General features: G+C 41.8%; 24 protein-coding genes. All 24 read right to left on the reverse strand.

Translation table 11 applies throughout. The features are described 5' to 3' along the window. Positions 1–8 precede the first annotated feature (8 nt). The gene (gene flhA, locus GW828_RS17355; protein ID WP_273059456.1) at positions 9–2108 is read right to left on the reverse strand and encodes a flagellar biosynthesis protein FlhA; all 2100 of its coding nucleotides are present in this window, start codon (positions 2106–2108) and stop codon (positions 9–11) included. 137 nt (positions 2109–2245) lie between these two features. Beyond that, positions 2246–3379 carry a flagellar biosynthesis protein FlhB gene (gene flhB / locus GW828_RS17360; protein ID WP_182698020.1) on the reverse strand — a complete coding sequence of 378 codons (1134 nt, stop codon included), beginning with the start codon at positions 3377–3379 and terminating at the stop codon, positions 2246–2248. A 9-nt stretch (positions 3380–3388) separates the two neighbouring features. After that, positions 3389–4192, reverse strand: coding sequence for a flagellar biosynthetic protein FliR (fliR, locus tag GW828_RS17365; protein WP_182698019.1), 804 nt, complete (start codon positions 4190–4192; stop codon positions 3389–3391). A 3-nt stretch (positions 4193–4195) separates the two neighbouring features. Continuing rightward, positions 4196–4465, reverse strand: coding sequence for a flagellar biosynthesis protein FliQ (fliQ, locus tag GW828_RS17370; protein WP_182698018.1), 270 nt, complete (start codon positions 4463–4465; stop codon positions 4196–4198). Positions 4466–4477: 12 nt separating this feature from the next. Next, positions 4478–5239 carry a flagellar type III secretion system pore protein FliP gene (gene fliP / locus GW828_RS17375; protein ID WP_273059459.1) on the reverse strand — a complete coding sequence of 254 codons (762 nt, stop codon included), beginning with the start codon at positions 5237–5239 and terminating at the stop codon, positions 4478–4480. After that, positions 5239–5640 carry a flagellar biosynthetic protein FliO gene (fliO, locus tag GW828_RS17380; RefSeq protein ID WP_371697198.1) on the reverse strand — a complete coding sequence of 134 codons (402 nt, stop codon included), beginning with the start codon at positions 5638–5640 and terminating at the stop codon, positions 5239–5241. The genes fliP and fliO overlap by 1 nt, the downstream gene beginning before the upstream one ends. 85 nt (positions 5641–5725) lie before the next feature. Next, positions 5726–6109, reverse strand: coding sequence for a flagellar motor switch protein FliN (gene fliN, locus GW828_RS17385; RefSeq protein WP_124016933.1), 384 nt, complete (start codon positions 6107–6109; stop codon positions 5726–5728). A gap of 10 nt (positions 6110–6119) precedes the next feature. Beyond that, entirely contained in the window at positions 6120–7148 is a 1029-nt protein-coding gene (fliM, locus tag GW828_RS17390) for a flagellar motor switch protein FliM (RefSeq protein ID WP_182698016.1), read from the reverse strand. Positions 7149–7177: 29 nt separating this feature from the next. Further along, complete coding sequence (gene fliL, locus GW828_RS17395; RefSeq protein ID WP_420542447.1) at positions 7178–7702, reverse strand: flagellar basal body-associated protein FliL; 525 nt, start codon at positions 7700–7702, stop codon at positions 7178–7180. A 90-nt stretch (positions 7703–7792) separates the two neighbouring features. Then, entirely contained in the window at positions 7793–9352 is a 1560-nt protein-coding gene (locus tag GW828_RS17400) for a flagellar hook-length control protein FliK (RefSeq protein ID WP_273059465.1), read from the reverse strand. Between the two features lie 295 nt (positions 9353–9647). After that, positions 9648–10100, reverse strand: coding sequence for a flagellar export protein FliJ (gene fliJ, locus GW828_RS17405; RefSeq protein WP_124016929.1), 453 nt, complete (start codon positions 10098–10100; stop codon positions 9648–9650). A gap of 5 nt (positions 10101–10105) precedes the next feature. Continuing rightward, on the reverse strand, positions 10106–11446 hold the full coding sequence (gene fliI, locus GW828_RS17410) for a flagellar protein export ATPase FliI (RefSeq protein ID WP_273059467.1): 1341 nt from the start codon (positions 11444–11446) through the stop codon (positions 10106–10108). Further along, positions 11427–12605 carry a flagellar assembly protein FliH gene (gene fliH, locus GW828_RS17415; RefSeq protein WP_273059469.1) on the reverse strand — a complete coding sequence of 393 codons (1179 nt, stop codon included), beginning with the start codon at positions 12603–12605 and terminating at the stop codon, positions 11427–11429. The genes fliI and fliH overlap by 20 nt, the downstream gene beginning before the upstream one ends. Before the next feature lie 136 nt (positions 12606–12741). Next, positions 12742–13788 carry a flagellar motor switch protein FliG gene (gene fliG / locus GW828_RS17420; RefSeq protein ID WP_273059472.1) on the reverse strand — a complete coding sequence of 349 codons (1047 nt, stop codon included), beginning with the start codon at positions 13786–13788 and terminating at the stop codon, positions 12742–12744. Next, positions 13781–15460 (reverse strand): flagellar basal-body MS-ring/collar protein FliF, encoded by a 1680-nt coding sequence (fliF, locus tag GW828_RS17425; protein ID WP_165870119.1) that lies wholly within the window; start codon positions 15458–15460, stop codon positions 13781–13783. Before fliF ends, fliG begins: the two co-directional genes overlap by 8 nt. Positions 15461–15531: 71 nt before the next feature. Next, positions 15532–15873, reverse strand: a complete 342-nt coding sequence (fliE, locus tag GW828_RS17430; protein WP_124016924.1) for a flagellar hook-basal body complex protein FliE — start codon at positions 15871–15873, stop codon at positions 15532–15534. A 243-nt stretch (positions 15874–16116) separates the two neighbouring features. Continuing rightward, positions 16117–17466: a sigma-54-dependent transcriptional regulator gene (locus GW828_RS17435; protein WP_273059474.1), complete on the reverse strand. Its 1350-nt coding sequence runs from the start codon at positions 17464–17466 to the stop codon at positions 16117–16119. After that, positions 17459–18679, reverse strand: coding sequence for a sensor histidine kinase (locus GW828_RS17440; protein WP_273059476.1), 1221 nt, complete (start codon positions 18677–18679; stop codon positions 17459–17461). Before GW828_RS17440 ends, GW828_RS17435 begins: the two co-directional genes overlap by 8 nt. Before the next feature lie 169 nt (positions 18680–18848). Next, positions 18849–20279, reverse strand: a complete 1431-nt coding sequence (locus GW828_RS17445) for a sigma-54 interaction domain-containing protein (RefSeq protein ID WP_124016922.1) — start codon at positions 20277–20279, stop codon at positions 18849–18851. A 468-nt stretch (positions 20280–20747) separates the two neighbouring features. Then, complete coding sequence (gene fliS / locus GW828_RS17450; RefSeq protein WP_273059479.1) at positions 20748–21152, reverse strand: flagellar export chaperone FliS; 405 nt, start codon at positions 21150–21152, stop codon at positions 20748–20750. Between the two features lie 8 nt (positions 21153–21160). Continuing rightward, positions 21161–21493: a flagella biosynthesis chaperone for FliD, FliT gene (locus tag GW828_RS17455; protein ID WP_273059480.1), complete on the reverse strand. Its 333-nt coding sequence runs from the start codon at positions 21491–21493 to the stop codon at positions 21161–21163. A 92-nt stretch (positions 21494–21585) separates the two neighbouring features. After that, a complete protein-coding gene (gene fliD, locus GW828_RS17460) occupies positions 21586–22953 on the reverse strand; it encodes a flagellar filament capping protein FliD (RefSeq protein ID WP_273059481.1) in 1368 nt (455 codons plus the stop codon). 66 nt (positions 22954–23019) lie between these two features. Beyond that, complete coding sequence (locus tag GW828_RS17465) at positions 23020–23412, reverse strand: flagellar protein FlaG (protein ID WP_273059483.1); 393 nt, start codon at positions 23410–23412, stop codon at positions 23020–23022. A 195-nt stretch (positions 23413–23607) separates the two neighbouring features. Continuing rightward, positions 23608–24014: flagellin (locus GW828_RS17470; RefSeq protein ID WP_273086177.1), on the reverse strand; the 407-nt coding region annotated here is incomplete at its 5' end.

Here is a 24014-nt window from a genome sequence, read left to right on the forward strand (position 1 = left end):
CGTTATCACTATTGGCCAACAGCAGAAACAATTCTAATTTGTTTCTCATCGGGTATTTCTTGATAAGAAATCACTCGTAAATTTGGAATAGTGTATTTAACAAATCTGGACAGCGTTGACCTCAACATACCAGAGGTCAATAAAATGGCTGGTTGCCCTACCATTTCTTGCTTCTGTGCAGCATCTAATAATGACTGCTGCATGCGTTCTGCAAGGCCGGGTTCAATATTCGGTCCTTCACCGCCAGTCGCCTGCATAGACTTATGCAACATCTGTTCCAACTCTGGCGCCAATGTAATGACAGGTATTTCAAGTTCAGGCCCAGAGATTTCTTGTACTATCATGCGTTTTAGCGCTATACGCACTGCTGCAGTTAAGACTTCGGTATCATTACTCTTGGTGCCGTACTCTAATAATGTCTGCACTATGGTGCGTAAATCACGAACCGAGACACCTTCGTTAAGTAAGTTTTGCATGACTTTAACAACCGAACCCAACGGCATAATATCGGGTACAAAACCATCGACTAATTTAGGCGAGTTCTTGCTAAGCATATCCATTAACTGCTGCACTTCTTCATAACCTAATAGTTTGGCTGCATTATTACTCAATAACTGACTAATATGCGTTGCCACAACCGTTGCGGTATCAACGACGGTATAACCTAATGTTTGTGCATGTTCACGTTGCTCTGGTGTGATCCACACCGCCTCTAAACCAAAAGCGGGGTCACGGGTGTCAATACCGTCAAGCTTACCGTAAACCTGACCAGGATTGATCGCTAGCTCACAATCATGTCTAACTTCAGCCTCACCTACCACCACACCCATTAAGGAAATACGATATGCATTTGGCGATAAGTCTAGATTGTCACGAATATGCACCGCTGGCACTAAAAAACCTAATTCTTGTGACAATTTTTTACGCACACCTTTAATTCGGCCTAATAACTCACCACCCTGAGACTTATCAACCAATGGAATTAACCGATATCCCACTTCCAGACCGATAGTATCAACATGGCGCACATCATCCCAACTTAACTCTTTAGGTTCTTTATCTCTAGCTTCTACTGGCCCTTTGGTCGCCAGTGTCAGTGCCGCTTGTTTTTTGTCAACATTACGCTTGTAGACAAAATACGCTGCACCAGCAGTAATAAATGCGAAGGTCAAAAATGCCACATGAGGCATTCCAGGGACAACCCCCATGATAAACAGTAACCCAGCAGCAATGGCTAATGATTTGTGACTGTCAAACATCTGACTAAACATCATTTGGCCCATATCACCAGATTCATTTTGACGCGTTACCATTAACGCGGCTGCAATTGATAATAATAAACCGGGAATTTGCGCAACCAAGCCATCACCGATGGTCAGCAAAGTATAAATTTCTACTGCACTAGAAAAATCCAGATCATGCTGAACGATACCAATCACAAAGCCACCGAGTATATTGATGACAAGAATCATAATACCGGCGATAGCATCACCTTTAACGAACTTTGAAGCACCGTCCATCGCACCATAAAAGTCGGCTTCACGAGTCACTTCAGCACGGCGAATACGCGCCTGGTCTTGGGTTAAGGTGCCAGCATTTAAATCAGCATCAATGGCCATTTGCTTACCCGGCATAGCATCCAAGGTAAATCGAGCACTCACCTCAGCAATACGCCCCGCACCTTTAGTTACCACAGCAAAGTTAATGATAATAAGAATAATGAACACCACTAAACCAACCGCATAGTTGCCGCCAATAACCACAGAACCAAAGGCTTCAATCACTTTACCCGCAGCATCACCACCATTATGACCTTCGAGCAATACAATACGGGTGGAGGCAACGTTAAGCGCGAGTCTTAATAAAGTAGCAACCAGTAAGACAGTCGGAAATGCAGCAAAATCAAGGGGTCTGTCTGAATAAATAGCAACAAGTAACACAACTAATGCTAACGCGATATTGAATGAAAATAGGATATCGAGTAAAAATGCAGGAATGGGTAAAACTACCATCCCAAGCGCAGCAAGTACCAATAAAGGTGTACCGATACCTTTAAATGTCGATGGTCTTATTTGTTTAAACTGCCCGAAAGCTGCTTTTGCATCCATAGAGGGGAACCCTTTGTATAGTCTATTGCGAAATACTATGTTTTTATTTGACGCTAATAAATCTACAAAGCAAAAACTAAGCCACTATTAGTTATAGCATCATTCATAACGTCGCGATTTGACTGATATAGGGTTGATTAATGTTTTAAATCATCAGGAATAGGTTGATTAATAGGAATGGGTTTAGGCCGACGACCTTTGCCTTTTTGATATTGTCTTAGCTGAAAAACATACGCGAGTATTTGTGCTACTGCAGTAAATAGGCCTTCTGGAACTTGCTGGTCTATTTTAGTTGTGTGGTAAATAGCACGGGCAAGTGGTGGGGCAGAAACAATAGCAACATTATGTTCACGAGCAATTTCACGTATTTTAAAAGCAACATCGTCGACCCCTTTAGCGATTAAAAAGGGGGCAGAAGAACGACTTACATCGTATTTAACCGCCACAGCATAGTGTTCAGGGTTGACCACGATAACATCAGCATTAGGTACCTCGGTCATCATGCGTCGTTGCGCCAGCTCTTGCTGCATTTGTCTTATGCGGCCTTTAACTTCAGGCTTACCTTCAGTGTCTTTATATTCATCTTTAACTTCTTGCTTGGTCATTTTTAACTGTTTGTTATGATTCCAAATTTGAAATGGCACATCAATAACAACAATCAATAGCATAGAGCTACACAGTAAAATAAACATCCAAATCAACAAATCTAAGGCGTGATAAACATTACCAGGAAGATGATCGCTAGACAGAGTCAAAATATCATAGAAATAAAAACTAAGAAGGAAATATGCAGATAACGCTACCACAGAAAATTTAGCGATACCCTTTGTAAGTTCAACTAAGGCTTGAGTACCAAACATGCGTTTAAAGCCGCTCATTGGGTTCATTTTACTGCCTTTTGGCATAAAGGCTTTGACTGAAAAAGACATGCCGCCTAAGGCAATATTCCCCAGAAAAGACACGAATGCCAATAAAGCAATAAAGCTGATCAACGGCCAAGCAAGCTCATTGCCAACAACGCCCCAAACCCGAAACATGGAATTAGTATCAAAAATTTGATCGCGTTCCATTGAAAAAACTTGCTTCATAATGGTATAGAGACTTTTGGCGATAGCAGGTCCTGTCATCGAAAACCCTATCGATGCAGCAAGCAATACAGCTGCAGTACCTAACTCTTTAGAGCGGGCGACTTGACCTTTTTCACGCGCTTGATCAAGTCGCCTACCTGTAGGTTCCTCGGTGCGTTCTTGACTGCTATCATTTTCTGCCATCTATGCCCCCTAAAAAACCACTGAGCCATCAATTTGACATTGAAGTAGCAGTAGATCACACATGAGCAGCTGTGCAGCTAACCACACCTCATCAAAATGCGCCATGATCGGGGCTAACGTTAACCATAAAATCAATAAACCGCTAACCATAGTGACCGGAAAACCAATCGAAAAAATATTTAATTGCGGCGATGCACGAGTCATCACACCAAAGGATAAATTGATTAGCAACAAGGCAATAATCGCAGAAATCGACATAGTTAAGGCTGAGCCGAACATGAAACTGCCCCAATCAGCAAGGGCACGGTAATTAGCAATTGATATGCCTTGATTTGAAATTGGAATCGTTTCAAAACTGGCTACCAACATCCGCAACATCAATAAATGTCCATCTACGGCTAAAAAAATTAATGTGGCGAGTAATAAAAAAAAGTTACTGACTACGGGTGTTTGCTCACCGGATCCTGGATCGACCATAGAGGCAAAACCTAAACTGGTTTGCATACCAATAATTTGCCCCGTTAACACAAAAGTTTGCATCACCATTAAGGTGACAAAACCCATAGTGACCCCGATCAAAATTTGCTGAGCAATCACAAAAACGGAACCTAATGCCATTAGCTCGATATTTTCAATAGGAGGCAGCATAGGCGCAACGGCCATAGTTATCGCAACAGATAACATCAGCCGAACTCGAGCGGGTGTAGTATTTGCGCCAAACACAGCCATTACCATCAACATGGATGAAATACGAAAAAAAGGCAAAAGATAGGCCGCAATTGTTTGACTGATTTCATCAAACAAAATATCCACAACTTAACCTATAACCTGTGGGATGAGGTTGACCATCTCATAGAAGAAATCCATCATAGTTTGCACTAGCCAGTGGCCTAAAAACATCAATGCAAATAAGGTCACGAGTAAACGTGGTAAAAAACTTAAGGTTTGCTCGTTAATTGAAGTTGCAGCTTGAAAGACCGCCACAATTAAACCAATAAATAAGCCAGGCAAAATAATCGCTGACACTATCAATACAATAATTGACAGTGCTTCTCGAAAGATATCAATGAGCGATTCTGGAGACATAAATACGAGGCCTTATATTCCGAAACTATTCGCTAATGTGCCCATCACAAGACCCCAACCATCAACCAGTACAAACAGCATGATTTTAAAGGGTAACGACACAATCATTGGTGACAACATCATCATCCCCATCGCCATTAAAATACTGGCAACCACTAAGTCTAAGACCAAAAAAGGCACAAACAGCATAAAGCCAATTTGGAATGCCGTTTTAAGCTCACTAGTAATAAATGCAGGAATAACAACGCTCATTGGCGTTTGTTCAGGAGATTGAATGTCTTTATAGCCTGATATTTCAATAAAAGTTTGTAAGTCTGTGGTGCGAACTTGCGACAGCATGAATGTTTTAATTGGCTCTTTGCCAACGTCATAAGCTTGGGTTAAGGTCATGGTTTCATTGATATAAGGCTCTACCGCTTCAGCATAAATCTTGTCAAACACGGGCGCCATAATAAAAAAAGTCATAAACAAGCTAATCCCAATCAATACCTGATTCGACGGTGTTTGTTGTAACCCCAAAGCTTGTCTTAATATCGATAACACCACAATAATACGGGTAAAAGAGGTGAGCATAATCACCATGGCAGGAATAAAGCTCATTGCCGTCATCAGCAATAAAATCTGCATGGTTACCGAATATTCAGTGGTTCCATCAGCACCAGTTGTAACCGTCAACGCAGGTAACACTCCGTCTTGAGCCAGTGCAGAGGGTGATAGAACAACGGCCACTAACGTCAGTATCGCCAACACCAATACTGTTATGTACTTATTCATTATTGCTGTTCCTTGGCTTGTTTTAGGCGACTGGCAAACGAGGAAAGTGGAACGTCGACAGGGGTAGATAACTTATCGATAAGATTAATCTGTTGCGAAGTCACGCCAAGTAAATATTGCTGACCATTGACCTCCACCAATACCACCTTTTCACGCTGTCCAATGGGCGTCACAGCAATCGTTTTAATGATTCCACCATTTGATGGGACTAACTTAAGACGTTTCACAATGTACGCTAACAAGAAAATCAACGCTAAAACGACAATTAATCCCCCAACCATATTCGCTAAGGTTGCAACATTAGAGGTTTCGGCGGGCCGAACTAAGGTGTTACTAGCTAAAGTGCTAGACATTGCAGGGGCGCTTAATGCCTCACTCATGATGCCGAGCATTGGTATCATATTAGCCACTGTGATTCCTTGTGATAGTTAACCCACCAAGCAAAGACTCAATGAATACTGATCTCTGCTTCGTTAGTGTAAATGGTTATTTTAACTTTTTAATACGTTCAGTCTGGCTAATAACATCAGTTAAACGAATACCAAATTTGTCATTAACGACCACCACTTCCCCATGGGCAATCAAGGTGCCATTAACCATAACATCCAGAGGCTCACCTGCGACGCGATCAAGCTCAACAACAGAGCCTTGGTTCAACTGGAGTAAATTTCGAATGCTAATAAAACTTCTTCCAACTTCCATAGAAATGGTCACAGGAATATCTAGGATACCATCCAATTTTGCCGCTTCTTCTTTAGAAATAGGCTTGGACTCGTCGACTAACTCATCTAATTCGACATGTTCCGCTTCTTCTAAAGCCTGTTCAGCCATTGCTGCAGCCCAGTCATCGCCAGTATCTTCTGTACTCATTTACTTCACCTTATAAGTCTGAAATATCACGCGACTTGCCTTTGCGAGTCACTAATTGCAGCTCTGTTTTAACCGTTTCTGGCCGCGGGATTTTCTCACTGATTTTTAATGCTAAGTTATCGCGTGATTTACCCATTTTACAGCGGTAAGTTGGTAAGCCCTCTATTCGCATCATAATATGTTCAGGCAAATCAATCGGAATAATATCACCCGCTTTAAATCCCATCACATCACGTAAAGTCACTTCATGCTCAACCACATTGACATCAAAACCAACTTGCACGTCCATGATCTCATCACGTAATGCTTGCGACCAGCGCATATCGGTATCTTGTTTATCACTTTGAACACCGGCATCGAGTAATTCACGTATTGGTTCAATCATTGAATACGGCATAGTGATGTGGAAGTCTCCCCCCCCACCGTCGACTTCGATGTGGAATGAGTTAATCACCACCACTTCTGTTGGACTGACAATGTTAGCCATGGCAGGGTTCACTTCAGAATCGAGGTATTCAAACTCCACGTCCATTACCGGCGCCCATGCTTCTTTGTAATCTTCAAAAATAATTTTAAGCAGTAACTGGACTATTCGGCGTTCTGTTGGAGTAAATTCACGACCTTCAATTTTGGCATGAAAACGGCCATCACCACCAAAGAAGTTGTCGACGAGAATAAAGACTAGTCTTGCTTCCATGGTAATTAACGCTGTGCCTTTTAGTGGACTAAAACGCACCATATTTAAACTCGTTGGAACAAATAGCGTATGTACATACTCACCAAACTTAAGCATTTGTACGCCATTAATTGACACTTCTGCAGCGCGACGCATCATGTTAAACATACTGATGCGTAAATGCCGAGCAAATCGCTCATTGACGATTTCAAGCGTTGGCATACGACCGCGCACAATACGATCTTGAGATGAGAAATCATACGATCGTGCATCAGCACTATCTTCTACAATGTCATCATCATCATCGTCATCGACACCATGTAATAGCGCATCAATCTCATCTTGGCTTAATAAATCACTCACATCATCGCCTTAGCAGTTAACGCTTTTAGTTATTGCATGACAAAACCAGTAAACAGGACTTTCTCTACCACTTTATTTCCTGTTATTGGTTGCAGCGTATTCTGAACATTGAGTAAGGCTAACTGGCGCAGCTCGTCTTTACCGGCTTGGGTACTAAGCTTTTGCACATCAGCAGCACTAAAGGTCGTTAATAACGCATCTTCAATTAAAGGAATATGTTTTTGGGTCAATACACTATTACTTTCACCACGCACCATTAATTGGACTTTTATTTCAACTAAACGAGCACGGTCAGCGCCTGGTAAATTAAATAAAAAAGGTCTTGGCATACCGACATACTCTGCTTCAGAACTGACTATCGGCGCAGCGGGATCGGCAGATTCATCACCAATGACGTCGGTAGCGGCAGGCTCGTCCGAGCCCATAAAAAACCACAATCCGCCGCCAATAAGCAAAACTAATACTAAACCAATGCCACCAAAGATGAATAGTTTCTTGCTTTTTTTACCGGCGTTAGGGGTTTCGTTTAACTCTAATTCTTGTTCAGGCATTATGGTTCCTAATCAACATTGTGATTAACATTATAACTTAACTGAATAACTCGTTATTCTTGAAAAGATATATTAATGCTATAGGTTACCTGCTTAAGCATAATAATCTATAGCAGAATGTAAACTCCTTGATGGATTTGTCATCAAGCTAGGCTCTTGTGCTGAAATTTCATCCAATTGCGTATCTCCAGCAGCATGATCACCAGATTGTCCTTGCTGATCACGCCCGCCATCGCCTTGAGAAACCTGACTGTCTGTTAGTTGTAATCCTTCTTGGGCAAGCATATCGCGTAATCGAGGCATTGCTTGCTCAACAATATCACGGGTTTGCGACTGAGCAACATGAAACTGTACTTGGGTTTGATCACCATGAATTTGAATTTTAACGGTTAAATGCCCAAGTTCCGGCGGATCTAAACGAATTTCAGCTTGCTGAATACCATTACTGACCATAGTAATTAACTGCTGCTTCATGACCGGAGAAAAGCGCTGGATCATCTCTTGCATTTGCGCACCATGATCGCCTTGCGGTTTCAACGATAACTGAAATTGTGGTACATCACTTTTATGTATCGGAGTAAAACTACTCTGATTTTGTAAAGCCTTAGTGTCGGTATCACCGATATCATTCACTGCGTCTAAACCCAAGTTAGCTGAATTTATATTGGCTGACAGTTCTCCTGATGCACGCTTGGTCGCTAGGGAATCTAGGACCACAGAAAAATCAGCTTTCGCCAGCATTTTGGCATTATCAGTATCTGATTGAATATTGCCATCAATACGAGTGCTATCACCTAAAATCGTCTTAGGGTCGGCAGATATCGCTGAAGAAGATGCAAGAGTGGCGCTAGCCTCCAAAAAATCGGTGCGGTCTAATTTAACAACCGCAGAATTAAGACCCGGAGAGCCGGCTTGACCTGGAACGGTGGTACTGGCGGCAATTGATTTATCAATTTGGTTTTGTTCTTCAGAGCTAAGGATACTTTTTGGGGAATCGTCACTACTGTCCATATCTGCAGACACCATCGCTAAAATGGATTCATCAACAACAGGCGCTTGTAAATTAAAGTCACTAATTAACTCGCTTAAGCCCTTAATGTCTAGTGCTTGTAAATCATTTTCAGATAAATTGGCAAATGCCATTAAGCTGGATATATCTTCAGGGCTAAGCTGAGAAAGAGCTTCTTTGGTAGAAAGAGAGTCAGCGGGTAAATCAATAGCATCAGTGAATAACGCCCCCATCTCTGACTGACTATCGCTATTCAGCTCATCAATAATACTGCTGTCAGGGTCGATCAAAGATATCGCGTCAAAACCAATATCTAATGTATCCACATGCGGCAATTCATTTCCGCCAGAGGAATGACGTTTATTTAATGCATCAGCCATATTAAGCTGAGCAAAAATCAATTCAATATCAGCATTTTCTTCAGTAGCTAAATCAAGGTCATTGGCAGCATCGACTTGATCCACTTCAGCGTCTAACGATACAGGTGCACTATTGGCGTTAGGCCGCGAAGCAAGTTCGGATTCACTCGCTTGATTAAAAGCAGACAAGAATGATGTATTTTCAACACCTTGCATGTTTCCTTTTGTACTAAGATCAGCAGATTTACTGCTATTTCCAAGTAAGATATTGCTCATCTGCTGCATAATCAGCTCCACTCAATCAAACAAAGTTAGGTCATTATCGTCTAACAAACAGCTATCAAATTACCTCGATGAATCATATGTCGATATTAGGTAATATCAATAGAGTCATTACAAACCTCATCATAAGGTTTCCACTGTCGCTTCGCTGACGATTTCTATTCCAATGTAAACTTAAATTTATATTAAGCAATTTAAGTGCCAATAAATATTAGTTGATAAAGTTTAGATAATAAATAGAGTTTGAACACGAACCAATCAAAAGGGATTGCGGTAAAACGAATGTTAGATTTGGAGGCTATGACTTAATTGATTTTTGACGGTAATATTGTTGCATAGCAAACTCATCTGACATTTTTTGTTCACGTTTTGCTTCTACGACCATAGCCTTTTTGGCTTTCTGAGCGAGTAACATTTCTACCGCTTTGCGTTTTTGTTGTTTTTCTTGCCAGTGAACTTGACGATAACCCACTTGTTTTTCGGCATCTTTAACCGCTGCAACTTGTTGGGTAATAGCACTATCAACTTGACGAATAAACTGATGAAACTGATGGTACTGATTAGCACGTAATGTCGTGCCCGTGTGCCCTTCCATCTGCTTCATGTAATCTAAACGGTAATTGTTTAGCGCATCGAGCTGCCCTTGGCGTTTTTGTTTTTCAAATTGAGCCGACTTGAGCTGTAATGCCGCTTGTTCCTCGGCAGCAGTCGCTAGCTTCAATACCGTTAATAATGGGTCTGTGCGAGTCATCTAGGTTATCCCTGACATTGAGCGGCAATTTGAGTCAACATCACTCGGCTTTCTTCAAATGAGACAGGTTCTTTAAACCCTTGACGTAAAAAAGCATTCATTGCAGGTTGTAAACGTATCGCATTATCAATCCGAGGATCACTGCCTTGTGAGTACGCGCCAATTGAAATCAGGTCACGATTTTGCTGATACAAAGAATACATCTGTTTGACTTTACGCATCGCCTCTAAGTGTTCTCCACTTATCACCATTGGCGCAACGCGGCTAATTGATGCTTCCACATCAATCGCGGGATAATGACCCGAATCGGCAAGTTGACGAGATAGCACAATATGGCCGTCTAAAATCGCTCGAGAAGCATCTGCAATCGGATCTTGTTGATCATCACCTTCGGTCAACACAGTATAAAAAGCCGTAATAGAACCTTGTCCAGCGCCGCCATTACCGGCGCGCTCAACTAAACGGGGTAACTTAGCAAACACAGAAGGTGGATAGCCTTTGGTTGCTGGCGGTTCTCCTACCGCAAGCGCCACTTCACGTTGCGCTTGGGCATAACGTGTCAAGCTGTCCATTAACAATAAAACATCGTAGCCTAAATCACGAAAATATTCGGCTATACGAGTCGATGTTTCACAGGCACGTAAACGCATTAATGGCGAAGTATCTGCCGGTGCAGCCACTACAACCGAGCGGGCACGACCTTCTTTACCTAAAATTTCTTCAATAAATTCTTTAACTTCGCGGCCACGCTCGCCGACTAATCCCACCACAATAATGTCGGCTTTAGAACCTCGAGTCATCATGCCTAGGAGCACACTTTTACCTACCCCAGAGCCAGCAAACAGCCCCATTCGCTGACCTTTACCTACGGTTAACATCGAATTAATGGCACGAACACCGACATCTAATGGTTCGGTAATGGCACGTCGAGACAATGGATTAATGTAAGGACCATGACGGGCTGCGTATTGATCCGTATTCAGTGGCCCCAAACCATCTAACGGCATGCCGCTACCGTCTAATACTCTACCTAACAATGCTAATCCGACATTTAATCCAGATTGCTCACCCAAGGGTTGAACCCGTGCGCCAGGCAAGACACCTCGCAGCTCTTCAATAGGCATTAAATACAACAGTTTGTCATCAAAGCCAACCACCTCAGCAACTAACTCACCAACCATGGTTTCAATGGAGCATAAACTGCCCACAGGCGCACGACATCCTGTCGCTTCTAAGGTTAAACCAACAACCCTAACTAACTGGCCGCTAGCGACGGGTCTAAGCGGTAGCACGTGTTTATGATGCACCGACAGTTTATTGAGGAGTTTATGTTGACGGGTGGTCATCGATATTTCCTTGAGATAGCCCTTTGTTCTGTTGCTGATCGTCATCGCCTGCGCCACTACCCGCTGGTGCACTTGTATTGAGCGTTATATCGTTATCGACAGTGGCATTTTTATCATGCTCAACATTGAGTGATGCAGCTGAGCCATCTAGAACATTTTCAGCGACAGATTCAGTCGCATTGGTCTTCTGAGCAACATCTGTTTGTCCAGTCTCGAGCTGATTATCTTGGTCGGGAGCAGTATCTGAAGCGGCTTGATCGTTGACTGCCTCAATCCCATTAGCAGACTCAGAGGCTTGTTGATACTCTGTCAAATTTTCGACTGATGTTGTTTGATATTGTGGATGAGTAGACTTTTGTTGTTGTACATTTTTAGCTATCTGATTCGACTGCGCATCCAATTCACTAAATACTTGATTGATACGTTGCTCGACGCGTAAATCAACGGAGGAGCGTACACTTTCAATAATACAGTCGCCATTTGATAAAGTAGGATCGATATCAATTTGCCAGTTATTTTTTTGTAATTGTTCAGCACTATAGCATTGGCTGACGATTTCAGCATCGGCTTGATTTAAGCGTAATTTAACCAGTTGTTCTTTTAATGGTAGGGCGTCAACACCTTGGCGTAACGCTGATAATATATGCTCTGGATGCGTTTTTAGTTCGTGACCAATTACCGACTTTGCTAAGCTGATTGTCATGGCGAGCAACTCGGCTTCAATTTCGTTATCAACTATTGATAATGGCAACTCAAATTGAGTCATAATGTGATTAAGTTGCTCAACTAACTGATTAACTTTAGTTTGACCAGCCTCATAACCTTGTTGTTCGCCTTGAGCAAAACCTTGCTGATGACCTTGCTCTAATCCTTCTAAACGCCCTTGTTCCAGCCCTTGTTGATGACCTTCTTGTTGACCTTGCTCAAACCCCTCTTGCTCTGCCGCGGCTCGAATATCTTCGATTTGTGCCATCGTAGGCGGCGCCATAGACTTCTCGGGGCCAGAAACGGGGTTTGGCCGATGAGCTTCAGAAAATTGACCAAATAAATTTGAAGGATCGTGACTGCTGTCTTTGGTAATATCAGGTAATTGCCAATGGCTAAACTCATGCTCATTATCGGCATTGGTGACATCTTTAGGCATTTTTGATTCAGACATAATTGGTCACTTGTGTTATTGAAAACATTGGCTCAAAGCAAAATAATAACAGGAGTACAATGTATTAGCTTTACGGACAACAAACGAATTAGGCAAGTAAGTTAGGTATATCTTTCAGACATACCTCATCGTAAGATTACAAGAACTCGTCACCGCCACCGCCGCCTAGCATAATTTCACCACTGTCACTGAGTCGACGTGCAATAGACAGAATTTCTTTTTGTGCGACTTCAACTTCACTGATACGAATAGGCCCCATGGCTTCTAAGTCATCACGCAGTAATTCTGCAGCACGCTTGGACATGTTCCCCAGAATTTTCTCTTTTAAAGCTTCATCAGCACCTTTAAGTGCCTTCATCAAGATATCTTGCTGTACTTCACGTAACAATGCCTGAATACCACGGTCATCAACGTCAATGAGGTTTTCAAATACAAACATCATGTCTTGTATTTGTTGCGCCATCTCTTCGTCAGACTCACGCATAGTTTCCATTATTTGGCTTTCAATACCAGTATCGAGGTAGTTCATAATATTGGCTGCAGCTTTTAAGCCGCCCATTTTGGCTGCTTGCGCACCACCTTGACCCGCAAATTGTTTTTCCATAATGTCGTTTAGTTCTTGCAATGCTGCTGGCTGAACTTCTTCAAGATTGGCAATACGCATCATTAAATCTAAACGAGTATTTTCAGGGAACTGACTAAAAATTTCAGCCGCTTGATCCGGTTCTAAGTAAGACAACACAATGGTTTGAATTTGAGGATGTTCATTTTGAATAATGGTCGCCACTTGGCGGGCATCCATCCACTTTAATGAATCAAGCCCCTTAGCGCCGCTGCCCATAATAATTTGTTCAATTAAGTTACCAGCTTTATCTGCACCCAATGCCGCGGTTAACGCTTTACGGACGAATTCTTCACTGTTAAAACCAATTGAAGAGAATTTTTGAATATCATCTAAAAATAGCTTGTGAACCCCAATGACTTTTTCTTGACCAAAGTCATCCATCGCCGCCATCGCCATACCCACTTTTTGTACCTGCTTAGGCTCTAAGTGTTTCAAAATTGACGCAGCATCCGCTTCACTCAAACTGAGCAACAAAATGGCTGTTTTCTCAACACCTGTAACTAAATCCGGGTCAAATGCCGTTGATTTCTCTGTTTTTTCTACTTTATCTTTAGCCATTGTCTTGTAACCAGTTTTTAACTACTTGAGTGGAAAGTTCAGGCTCGTTAGCCACTAACGCTCTAATTGCTTTAATCATATCATCATCTTTATGCAAATTAGGTATATGAATTGAGCCATCATCAGCATAACTGTATTCCGCCTCTTTAGTATTGAGCATACCTAAGGTATCTGCTGCATACTGATCTTCAATTTCTGCTAACTCATGTCCAGGACGAACATCATCTGGCATGTTGATCCCATTAGGATTGGTTAGCTTCTTAAGCATAGGACGAACCACAGCCAAGATAAGCACTAAAATAACAATCGCACCTAATGCTAGCTTAATTGCACGCCAAAACCATGGTTGTTCCCACATATCAGGTTCAGGTAACTCTTCAATTAGCTGATCCATAAAGGGAACGGTTACCACTTCAAGAGCATCACCACGCTGGGTACTAAACCCAACAGCACCCTCGAGTAAACGACGAATATTAGTTAACTCTTGCTCAGTTCTCGCTACACGAGTGACCTGGCCATTTTCGTCTACTTGCCCTGGTTTAAAGTTAATCGCTACTGACACACTCACACGGCGTACCACACCAATTTGCTGACGAGTATGGCTGATAGTTGTATCTAATTCATAATTACGAGTCGCTTCTTTTGAGGAATCGCCTGATACAGTTGAAGCGGTCGCTTCACCTGCAACTTGCGGAATATCCGACTCCATCGGCGGTTGGTTACTTAGCGCACCAGGAATACCACCAGAACTTCCACCCGTTGAGTTACGTTCAATGGTCATTTCACTTCTAATAGCCGGTAAATCTGGTGAAAAACGTTTTGCGGTTTGCTCTACTGCAGTAAAGTTCATATTAACATCAACCTGAGAAGTAAAGTTCTCTGGGCCTAAGATTGGCATTAGGATTGAGTCAATTTTTTTACGGTATTCAGCTTCTTGTTGCTGCACGAGCTCTTGCTCACGACGTGCTCTTGCTGAGGTACCATCTTGGCTACCTGAATTCAGCAAACGCCCATTTGAATCAGTTACCGTTACACGAGAAGGCTCTAACCCTTGAACAGCCGAACCAACAATATCAACAATCGCATCAATCTCTTCTTGGCCTAAACCACCACGGCGCACACTCACCACTACTGTAGCACTTGGCTTAGAAGCATTGCGGGCAAAAACATTTTCTTTGGGTAACGCTAAAATGACTTTAGCACGGCTAATACTTTTTAGTTCTTCAATAGCTCTGGCTAGGTTTTGTTCTTGGCTTTGTTTTAAGCGCGCTTGTTCCATACGTTGGCTAACACCAAAACCACTGTCTTGGCTTAAATAATCGTTAGCTTGAGTGCTACTTTGAATCCCCGCACGGCTAAGCAGTAATTTTACTTCTTGATATTTATCTTCAGGTACTTTCACCACATCGACGTTGATTTGATACTCGATTTGGTTTTTATCAAGCACATCTAAGACTTGGATCATCTCAGCTGTTTCCATTTTACCAAGTGGTCGATAATCTGGCTCTTGTGCCCACATCATCACAAACACAGCGAGCGCTAGGCATATCGCTAGTGCCAAAATCATGATCACTTGGCGCATCATATCTGCACCACCGATGCCGCCAAGCAGCCCAGATTTATTCTCTTGCTGGACGCCGCCATCAACTGTTGAATCTGAACCTACCATCATGTCTGTGCTCACAATACGTACCTGCTATATCTAATGTTGTTATATTATTTAGTGCTTAACGCTATCTGCAGCTAAACAGGCATACTCATAATTTCTTTATATGCTTCAACGAGTTTATTACGTACCTGCACCGTTGCTTCAAAGGCAACACCGGCTTTCTCACGCGCAATAACCGTATCAGAAAGAGTAACCGTCGTATCGCCCATGTCTAAACGAGTGGCTAAATTGGACGAGTTTTGTTGTAACTCATTGACAGTGCCGACAGCCTGAGACAATAACTGACTGAAATCGACGCCTGTGGTGTTATTCACTTGCTGAGTAAGATTAGGTCGAATAGATGAGCCAATCGAAGGGGCTATTTCGCCACGAAGTGACTGCATTTCTTGCATTAATGGATTTGCGCTAATCTGCATGATGTAACTCCCTTTCGTCGACTTTTTGACGACAATAATAACTAATAAAGAGTTAAAGCAATTTAGATGCCAATATTAGAAGAAATATAATATGAGTAGATAAAATGGCGGGAAACAGAGCAAAAGTAACCGTACCATTAGATAGGACAGGTTACTTTTTGCATCTTGACAGATGTTAGCAATAAATAAGCAAAGTTAATTAGACTATAAATCATAAGGTTAATTAAGCAATTACTGATAACGCTAAGCAGGAAGTTGAATGCCCATATCACGCATTTTGGCCATCTTATAACGTAATGTTCGAGCACTTATACCGAGTTTTTCAGCGACCTTTTTTCGACTCCCCTGACACTGATTCAAGGTTTCTAAAATAATCACATGTTCTTGGGCCTTTAATTCGTCACCTAAACCATCTACTTCAATAGACTGATCTATCTCTGCATATTCTGTGGCAACTAACTTCACATCAGCAGAGTCGATAATAATATCATTGACACCAATGTCATCATTTACTCGTAATATCAAGGCGCGTTGAATAACATTGTCTAACTCTCGCACATTACCCGGCCAGCGATGAGTCAGTAACCGTCGAGTTGCCGCATCATCAAGTTTAGGCACCGACGTCATATTCAATGCTTTAGCATGCTTCGCCAATAAATGACGTGCTAACGGAAGAATATCCGCAGGACGTTGGTTTAGTGCTGGCCACGTCAGTGGAAATACGTTAATGCGGTAATATAAATCTTCTCTGAATTCGCCAGACGTCGCCAACGATTTCAAATCGCGGTTTGACGTTGCGAGAACTCTCACATCTAATTTTATGGTTTTACGGCCACCTAAACGCTCTACTTCGCGCTCTTGTAATACCCGCAATAACTTTGCTTGTAAGCCAAGTTCCATCTCAGAAATCTCGTCAAGCAATATGGTGCCGCCCTGAGCTTGTTCGAACTTGCCTGGACAAGCTTGATAAGCACCAGTAAATGCACCTTTTTCATAACCAAATAAGGTGGCTTCTAACATGTTTTCTGGTATTGCCGCACAATTAATCGCAATAAATGGCTGCTCATTACGTTGGCTATGCTGGTGAATATAGCGTGCCAACACTTCTTTACCTGAACCACTCGGGCCCATGATCATGACCGAAGCATCTGACACCGCAACGCGCTGAGCCAGCGCCAACAATGCTAAACTTTTCTCATCGGCAACCACGGGATTGTCGTGATTTTGTTTTAAAGGCAAATAGCGTGATACCTGATTTAATAACACTTCTGGTGCAAAAGGCTTAGCAAGATAATCTACTGCGCCTAATTTCATCGCACTAACAGCACTGTTAATCGTGGCATATGCGGTCATTAATAACACCGGCACTTTAGGTTGATGTTGTTGTAAATAACTCAGCAAGCCCATACCACCGATGCCATCCATCTGCACATCGCTAATCACCATATCAAAGTGGTTTACTTTTAAGGCCAATATAGCCTCTTCAGCACTGCCAACATCAACACAGTCGTAATGGGCAAGCATCAGTGTATCAAGCAATGCTTCACGTAAATCAGCATCATCTTCAACTAATAGAATATTTGCTTCAGCCACGCGCCACCTCCTGAACACTCATTTTGTTAATGTGCGGAAAGCTCAAACGAATATGGCAACCCATACCGGGTTTACACGACAACTGTATCTGTCCTCCATGGTTTCGTACTACCGACTGCACAACCGCTAAGCCTAAACCTGTACCTTGACTCTTTGTTGTAAAAAACGGCTCAAGTATTTGTTGCTGCATTGACGGTTCAAGCCCTTTGCCATTGTCAATAACATCCAATAATAGGCCATCAGGCGTTTCACTGGCGCTGACTTTTATTTTTGTGGCCCCAGCTTCAATACTGTTCATCACTAAATTATTTACCGCAGAACTGAGCGCATTCGCATTGGCAAGCATCAATGAATGTGAAGTATCTTCAACTACCAGCTGACAATGTTTTTTATCTGCAATCGGTTCGCAACTGGCCATCACTTGACTGATTATCTCATCCATTGAAACAGATTCAGCCATTCCATCTTGGCGTCCTCTAGCCATAAGTAACATGTCATTTACTTGACGCTCGAGTTCATTGAGTCGGTCAACCAACTTAGATTGAAACTTAGACCGTGCAGAATCGGTTAATTTAGGACTAGCAAGATTAGAAGCGTACAGAAGTGCTGCAGATAATGGGGTGCGTACCTGATGTGCTAACGTGGCCACCATCTTCCCTAACGCCGATAATCGTTGTAAATGAGATAGGTTTTTCTGCAGTAAACGGGTTTCGGTAAGATCAGTTAACACAATTAACTGCCCAGGTTCAGGGGCTAACGGTGTAATAGCCAACTTTACCCGTCGGCCATTTTTTAGCGACACTTCGTGTCCATCATCATCTTGAGGTGCAAAAGCACGATGAATAATATCAAACCAACGTAATCCTTGTAGAGGTCGGCCTAATAGCTCTGTTGCAACCGGATTAGCTAACGTCACAACACCATCACCATCAATGATCACCACGCCAGATGGCATAGCTTGAAGAATATGCGCCATTTGATTCGACATATTGGCGGCCTTACTGGAATATGAACTGACGAGAGACGTTGCTATGCCAGTGGCAATGAATGAGCTTGAGTGAACACGTCCCTGATTGGTATGGCTTTGTACATTTGAATTCACGTCAATTGCAGACGTTGGTGTTTCCGCATCAGTGATAGCGAAAGACGAAGCTGACGCAGATAATTCAAAGTATGAATCGTCTGTCTGGGTTAACGCTCGTGCTGAATACATGGTCGCTCCGTCAAAAGAATAACATTTGACTAACCCAATGCATTTACCGTGCCAAGCAATTATTTTGTCGTAGCTGAAACATCGGTGCACGGTTCCTCAGCAAGCTACGCAAACGAAAAAACACACTCTTAGTGTGTTTTCATTACAATATCAATTAATTACAGTTTAATTATTCTTTACTTAAACCATATTTACGCATTTTTTCGACTAATGTGGTACGGCGAATACCTAGCATTTCAGCCGCTCTTGCGACAACATTATCTTGCTGTTCGAGCGCCTGACGGATCATATCGATTTCTAATTCGGCCAGTAAGTCTTTTAAATTAACCCCTTCCGGTGGTAATTCACTTGGAAAGCGAGTTTCGGGTATTTCAACAGGCTCTTCATCACTGAATATCGACGCTAACGCATCACGTTCTAGCTGTTCTTCACTGACTTCAATACAATATTCTGGCACATCAATATAACGATACTTATGCGGTAAATCGTTGACATCAACCAGTCCGCCTGGGTACAAAATCGTTAAGCGCTCAATTAAGTTTGATAATTCACGCACATTACCGGACCAAGGATGCTCTTTTAATGATTCAATGGCTCGTTGAGTAAAGCGAACCTTACCACGGCCTTCATTAAATACTCGGTTAACGAGTTCGTGCAGCAGTAACGGCACATCATCACGTCGCTCACTCAACGCCGGCATTTCGATTGGAAACACATTTAATCGATAAAACAAATCTTCACGAAATTCATTATCTACAATCATGGTTTCAAGGTCGCGATGCGTAGCCGCCACAATACGTACATCTGTGGCAATCGTTTTACTGCCACCAACACGCTCAAAAACCTTTTCTTGCAATACACGCAACAACTTAACTTGCATCTGCAATGGCATGTCACCAATCTCATCGAGAAATAGCGTACCGCCTTCAGCCATTTCAAAACGACCTTTACGTGCAGATATTGCCCCGGTAAAAGAGCCCTTCTCATGGCCAAATAACTCACTTTCAAGTAACTCAGCAGGAATCGCACCACAGTTAACAGGAATAAATGGGCCATCACGTCGTTCAGACAAATAATGAATATTACGTGCAACCACTTCTTTACCAGTGCCAGATTGCCCCAACACTAATACCGTTGCATCAGAACTAGATACTTGACTAATCAAGTGTCTAACGTTAGCAATACCTTCACTGCGCCCCACTAGGCTTCTGAACAACTTGGTCTGATTACCGTTTGTTAAGGTATGCTCGCGTTTCGCTTGACCAAACACTTGGCAAAAATGCAATAACTCAGTAAGTTGCGGATAATTTATCGGTTCTTCGATCAGCCCAAGCACATTTGATAGATGAATCTCAATATCACCCAGCAAGAGTATGGGTTGCCAAGGAGCTGCAGCGATAATATTTTTAATACTATCGACATCGATATTTTCATTCACAATGACAACTGCTCGGTACCGAGAAAGCTCGACTAAGGCTGCTAAAGATTCATTAGAAACAATGTCACATTGCTCGCCTAAGAATTCTAAAATACAGCACAAACGGGTTACGCGCTCTGATGGGGTACCGACAATTAAAATTCGTTGTTCTATTTGCATCATTCAGAAGGCCAAAAGCTCTTGTTATAGGTATTTATTCGGAATGGTTGCGTCGCACACAGCAACAAAAACCAAAGTACATTGCAGCCATAACAGCTGACAACACTGACAGTATTCTAGCATTATTCCTAAAACATGATCGTAAATCCGCAAAATTCTGGGTAGAAAAACGAACTTAGGGATAAATATTGTATTATCAGCTCACCATAAGCAAGCACCAGTTACATTTTATCTACATTGAGCCACATTTTAATAGCAATATGCTGTTTTTTTATTCGAAAAATCTAATGAACCAAGTTTCGTTTGAACTGAGAGGTTAAATATAGACTCGCCATAGCATCATCTCACAGCAATAAATAGATGAAAAATGATGAATTAGATATATGAATTTCATGTAATGAATTGAAGACTAATAGAAAGAAAAAAAGACGCGAAGCGTCTTTTTAGTTGAAATACAGAACACTGTAAGGATTAACTCACTTCAGAGGTTAGCTCGTGCATATCCTGTGGAATAGCATCCCAGCCTTCTTTAATGGTTTTTAAAATCGACACCACGTCGTCAATCGCTTGTGGGTCGTTATTAATATTGGCTTCAGACATTCTACGCAACATGTAGTCGTATAACTGAGTCAAATTAGCGGCAACATCAGCACCTGCATCCATATTCAAGCTGCCATTTAAACCATTAACAATCCCGATAGCTTTGCCAATTAATACGCCTCTGTTGGCTATGTCACCGTTCCCTATAGCTAATTTAGCTTGAGCTAAGCGTTCTAGTGCACCCGCTAATAACATTTGGATAATACGGTGTGGTGTCGCCACTGCCATATTACTGTCTACTGACACCTTACGATATGATTGCATTGAACTGCGCATATTTACACCTACCTATTTGAATCAATTGCTTTATACATATTAATTTGGCGTTTTGTGGTATTGCCAGCCTGTAACAACGATTGTCTAGAATCCATTATTTTTCGACTTTGCTTTATCAATGTCTGAGTCAAATCAAACTGCTGTTCCAGTATTTCTCTATCAGTAAAATTTGTATCAGACACTAAGGCATGCAATAACTTTTGACGCGTCTCAGTAAGTAAATGCAATTCTGATACCAAATCTGAAACAATTTCGTCTTCAGGTTTAGATTTTTCTATTTTATCAATAATAAACATTAACTTACTATTGATACCATTAATTTCAGTCAGGGAGTAATCCAAACTAAACCTCTTATGTAAAACTTAACATATCTGTAGCAAGACCATGAGAGTCAAAAAAACTGCTTGTTCTATATTTATAACTTACTTAATAATTAATTATTATTCCTAACAACACCAGGTAAGGAATCTAAGCGGGACTGTAAATCACTAGCGCTACTGTTTAAATTAGCGACAACTAAATCCATCGCATTATATTGCTTATATAAACGGTCACTGTATGCAGCCATACGGGTATTAAGTTGCTCACGACTATCAGCTATACGAATGAGTTGTTCATCTAAAGAAGAGTCACGGCCATCCATTACACCGCCAGTTTTAATGTAACTATCTAATAGAGATGACATTTTACTTGCTAGACCAGTATTTTCAGCGCTAAACATCTCAGCAATAGTACCTTTATCGTTACTGATAACGTCAGTTAATTTAGTGGAGTCAATCTCAAGTAACCCTTCGCGAGTTGTCGTCACCCCCAAGTTAGCCAACATTTTATCGCCATCAGATGTGCCAAATTGACTCGATAACATATTGCGCATTTGGCTTTGAATGCTACGAGGCAGAGCATCACCTTGTAAAATACCCGCTTTTTCGGTATCAGCATCATAACTCGTTAAATCTTTTATGGTTGTCATCACAGTATTGTAGGCTTCAACAAACCCTTCAATCGCAGCTTTGGTTTTTGCAGTATCTTTGCTGACGGTTAAGGTGGTGGTTTTATCAACATCTGCCGCGGTTAGTGTTAACGACACACCGGTAATCGCTTCACTAATACTGTTTTTTTGCGACACCACTTTAACGCCATCAATATAGGCAATGGCATTTTTAGCGGGCGTCACCTCTGTCATGGTAAAGGTATCTGCCAAGCCAGTATTACCATCAGTATCAATAGCGGTAACGCTAATGGTATTATCTAAACCTGTATTTTTAGCACTAAGGACTAACTGCGGCCCTAATTCACCGTTAATAATCGTTGCGGTAACGTCACTGTTATCATCTGAATCATTAATTTTATTCATGATTTCAGTTAACGTATCGGTCGCTTCAACATCAACACTAAAGCTGTCACCTGTGCCTACGGCAATTGATAGAGAACCAGTACCAATTGCAGTGGCATTATCTGCCACAATTGCAGAACCGACTTTTTGACTTTGGGCTAGTTGCTCAACCTTTACTTGGTAGCTACCAGAAACAGCCGTTTTATCAACGGTAGCAGATAAATAATCTTTCGTAGAAACTGCCACTTTCTGGCTACCAAAAGTAGCAGATTCAGTTAGTGCGGTTAATTTAGTATTAAACTCCGACATAGCGCTTTTCAAGGAGCCAATACCAGATATTTGTGCATTAATCTTACCTTCATTAACATCAAACCTGGCAATTTTACCGGCGCTTTCGGCGTTTACCAGTGCAGTGACAATGCCGCCGATATCAATACCCGAACCAATACCTACTGATGTTAATCCCATAATAACCTCTGCAATTTATAACGTGAAAAACTTACTCACACAATACTAAATCTGCCTTATCACTCACTAGACTTTAGTTTTCATCAACAAGCCAGTGACTTCATTTAATTTCTTAGCAATATCTAAAGCTTCTTCATTGGGTATTTGCCTAATGAGCTCACCTGTAGTCACATCAATCACTTTGACAATCTGAACACCGGATTCTTCATCCACTTTAAAGGCTAAACCTTTTTGCATCATATTCATGCTAGCAGAAATATCATTAACGGCTTGGTTTAACTCTTCGGAGTCAACCTTGACCGCTTGGTTAACTTGCTCAGTAGTGCGACTGCTATCACCCACCTTTTGTATACCGTCTGCAGGCAAGCCTGAATTAACGACGTTAGACTGCTTATCGAGTAAGTTAGCCAAACCATCTTTACGTAAATTACTGCTTGATGCTGTTAGATTAACATCCATGATACACCTCGACCAAATAGATAAAAAAGCAATTATTGTACCAGCATTACCTCTATTTTTTATAAGCAAGAGATATGGCTTAACTTGATTAACAGCCTTGTACAATATAAGTCTTAAAACATAAAAGGGAGAATCGCAAGCGACCCTCCCTATCAATAACCAAAACTTAGTTAATCGCTATTATAGTTGTGACGATTATAATAGTGACAGTGCAGTTTGTGGTAACTGGTTAGCCTGAGCTAACATCGCAGAAGAGGTTTGCGACAAAATCTGCTGCTTAGTTAACTGCGCAGTTTCAGAAGCAAAGTCAACATCTTGAATGCGGCTACGAGCATCTGTTACGTTTGACTGAATATTGCTTAAGTTGCTAATGGTAAAGTTCATTCGATTCTGCACCGCACCTAAGTCTGCGCGTTGGCCATCTATTGATGCTATAGCCGCATCAATAACTGCTAATGCATTTTGAGCGCCATCCGCATCGCCAATATCTACAGTTGAAATAGCATCTAGCGATGAAGCATATGGTGTCGATGCAACTTTAGCCATTGTTGCATCAGCAGAAGATACTGTAAACGAATCTGTAGAATCAAGCTTCACAATAC

The sequence above is a fragment of the Shewanella vesiculosa genome (genome assembly GCF_009994065.1).
Taxonomy (GTDB): domain Bacteria; phylum Pseudomonadota; class Gammaproteobacteria; order Enterobacterales; family Shewanellaceae; genus Shewanella; species Shewanella vesiculosa.

Coding starts and splice junctions, on each gene's coding strand:
- flhA (WP_273059456.1), bottom strand. CDS start 2,108: ATGGATGCAAAAGCAGCTTTCGGGCAGTTTAAACAAATAAGACCATCG.
- flhB (WP_182698020.1), bottom strand. CDS start 3,379: ATGGCAGAAAATGATAGCAGTCAAGAACGCACCGAGGAACCTACAGGT.
- fliQ (WP_182698018.1), bottom strand. CDS start 4,465: ATGTCTCCAGAATCGCTCATTGATATCTTTCGAGAAGCACTGTCAATT.
- fliP (WP_273059459.1), bottom strand. CDS start 5,239: ATGAATAAGTACATAACAGTATTGGTGTTGGCGATACTGACGTTAGTG.
- fliO (WP_371697198.1), bottom strand. CDS start 5,640: ATGATACCAATGCTCGGCATCATGAGTGAGGCATTAAGCGCCCCTGCA.
- fliN (WP_124016933.1), bottom strand. CDS start 6,109: ATGAGTACAGAAGATACTGGCGATGACTGGGCTGCAGCAATGGCTGAA.
- GW828_RS17400 (WP_273059465.1), bottom strand. CDS start 9,352: ATGCAGCAGATGAGCAATATCTTACTTGGAAATAGCAGTAAATCTGCT.
- fliJ (WP_124016929.1), bottom strand. CDS start 10,100: ATGACTCGCACAGACCCATTATTAACGGTATTGAAGCTAGCGACTGCT.
- fliI (WP_273059467.1), bottom strand. CDS start 11,446: ATGACCACCCGTCAACATAAACTCCTCAATAAACTGTCGGTGCATCAT.
- fliH (WP_273059469.1), bottom strand. CDS start 12,605: ATGTCTGAATCAAAAATGCCTAAAGATGTCACCAATGCCGATAATGAG.
- fliG (WP_273059472.1), bottom strand. CDS start 13,788: ATGGCTAAAGATAAAGTAGAAAAAACAGAGAAATCAACGGCATTTGAC.
- fliF (WP_165870119.1), bottom strand. CDS start 15,460: ATGATGGTAGGTTCAGATTCAACAGTTGATGGCGGCGTCCAGCAAGAG.
- fliE (WP_124016924.1), bottom strand. CDS start 15,873: ATGCAGATTAGCGCAAATCCATTAATGCAAGAAATGCAGTCACTTCGT.
- GW828_RS17440 (WP_273059476.1), bottom strand. CDS start 18,679: ATGTATTCAGCACGAGCGTTAACCCAGACAGACGATTCATACTTTGAA.
- GW828_RS17445 (WP_124016922.1), bottom strand. CDS start 20,279: ATGATGCAAATAGAACAACGAATTTTAATTGTCGGTACCCCATCAGAG.
- fliS (WP_273059479.1), bottom strand. CDS start 21,152: ATGCGCAGTTCAATGCAATCATATCGTAAGGTGTCAGTAGACAGTAAT.
- fliD (WP_273059481.1), bottom strand. CDS start 22,953: ATGGGATTAACATCAGTAGGTATTGGTTCGGGTATTGATATCGGCGGC.
- GW828_RS17465 (WP_273059483.1), bottom strand. CDS start 23,412: ATGGATGTTAATCTAACAGCATCAAGCAGTAATTTACGTAAAGATGGT.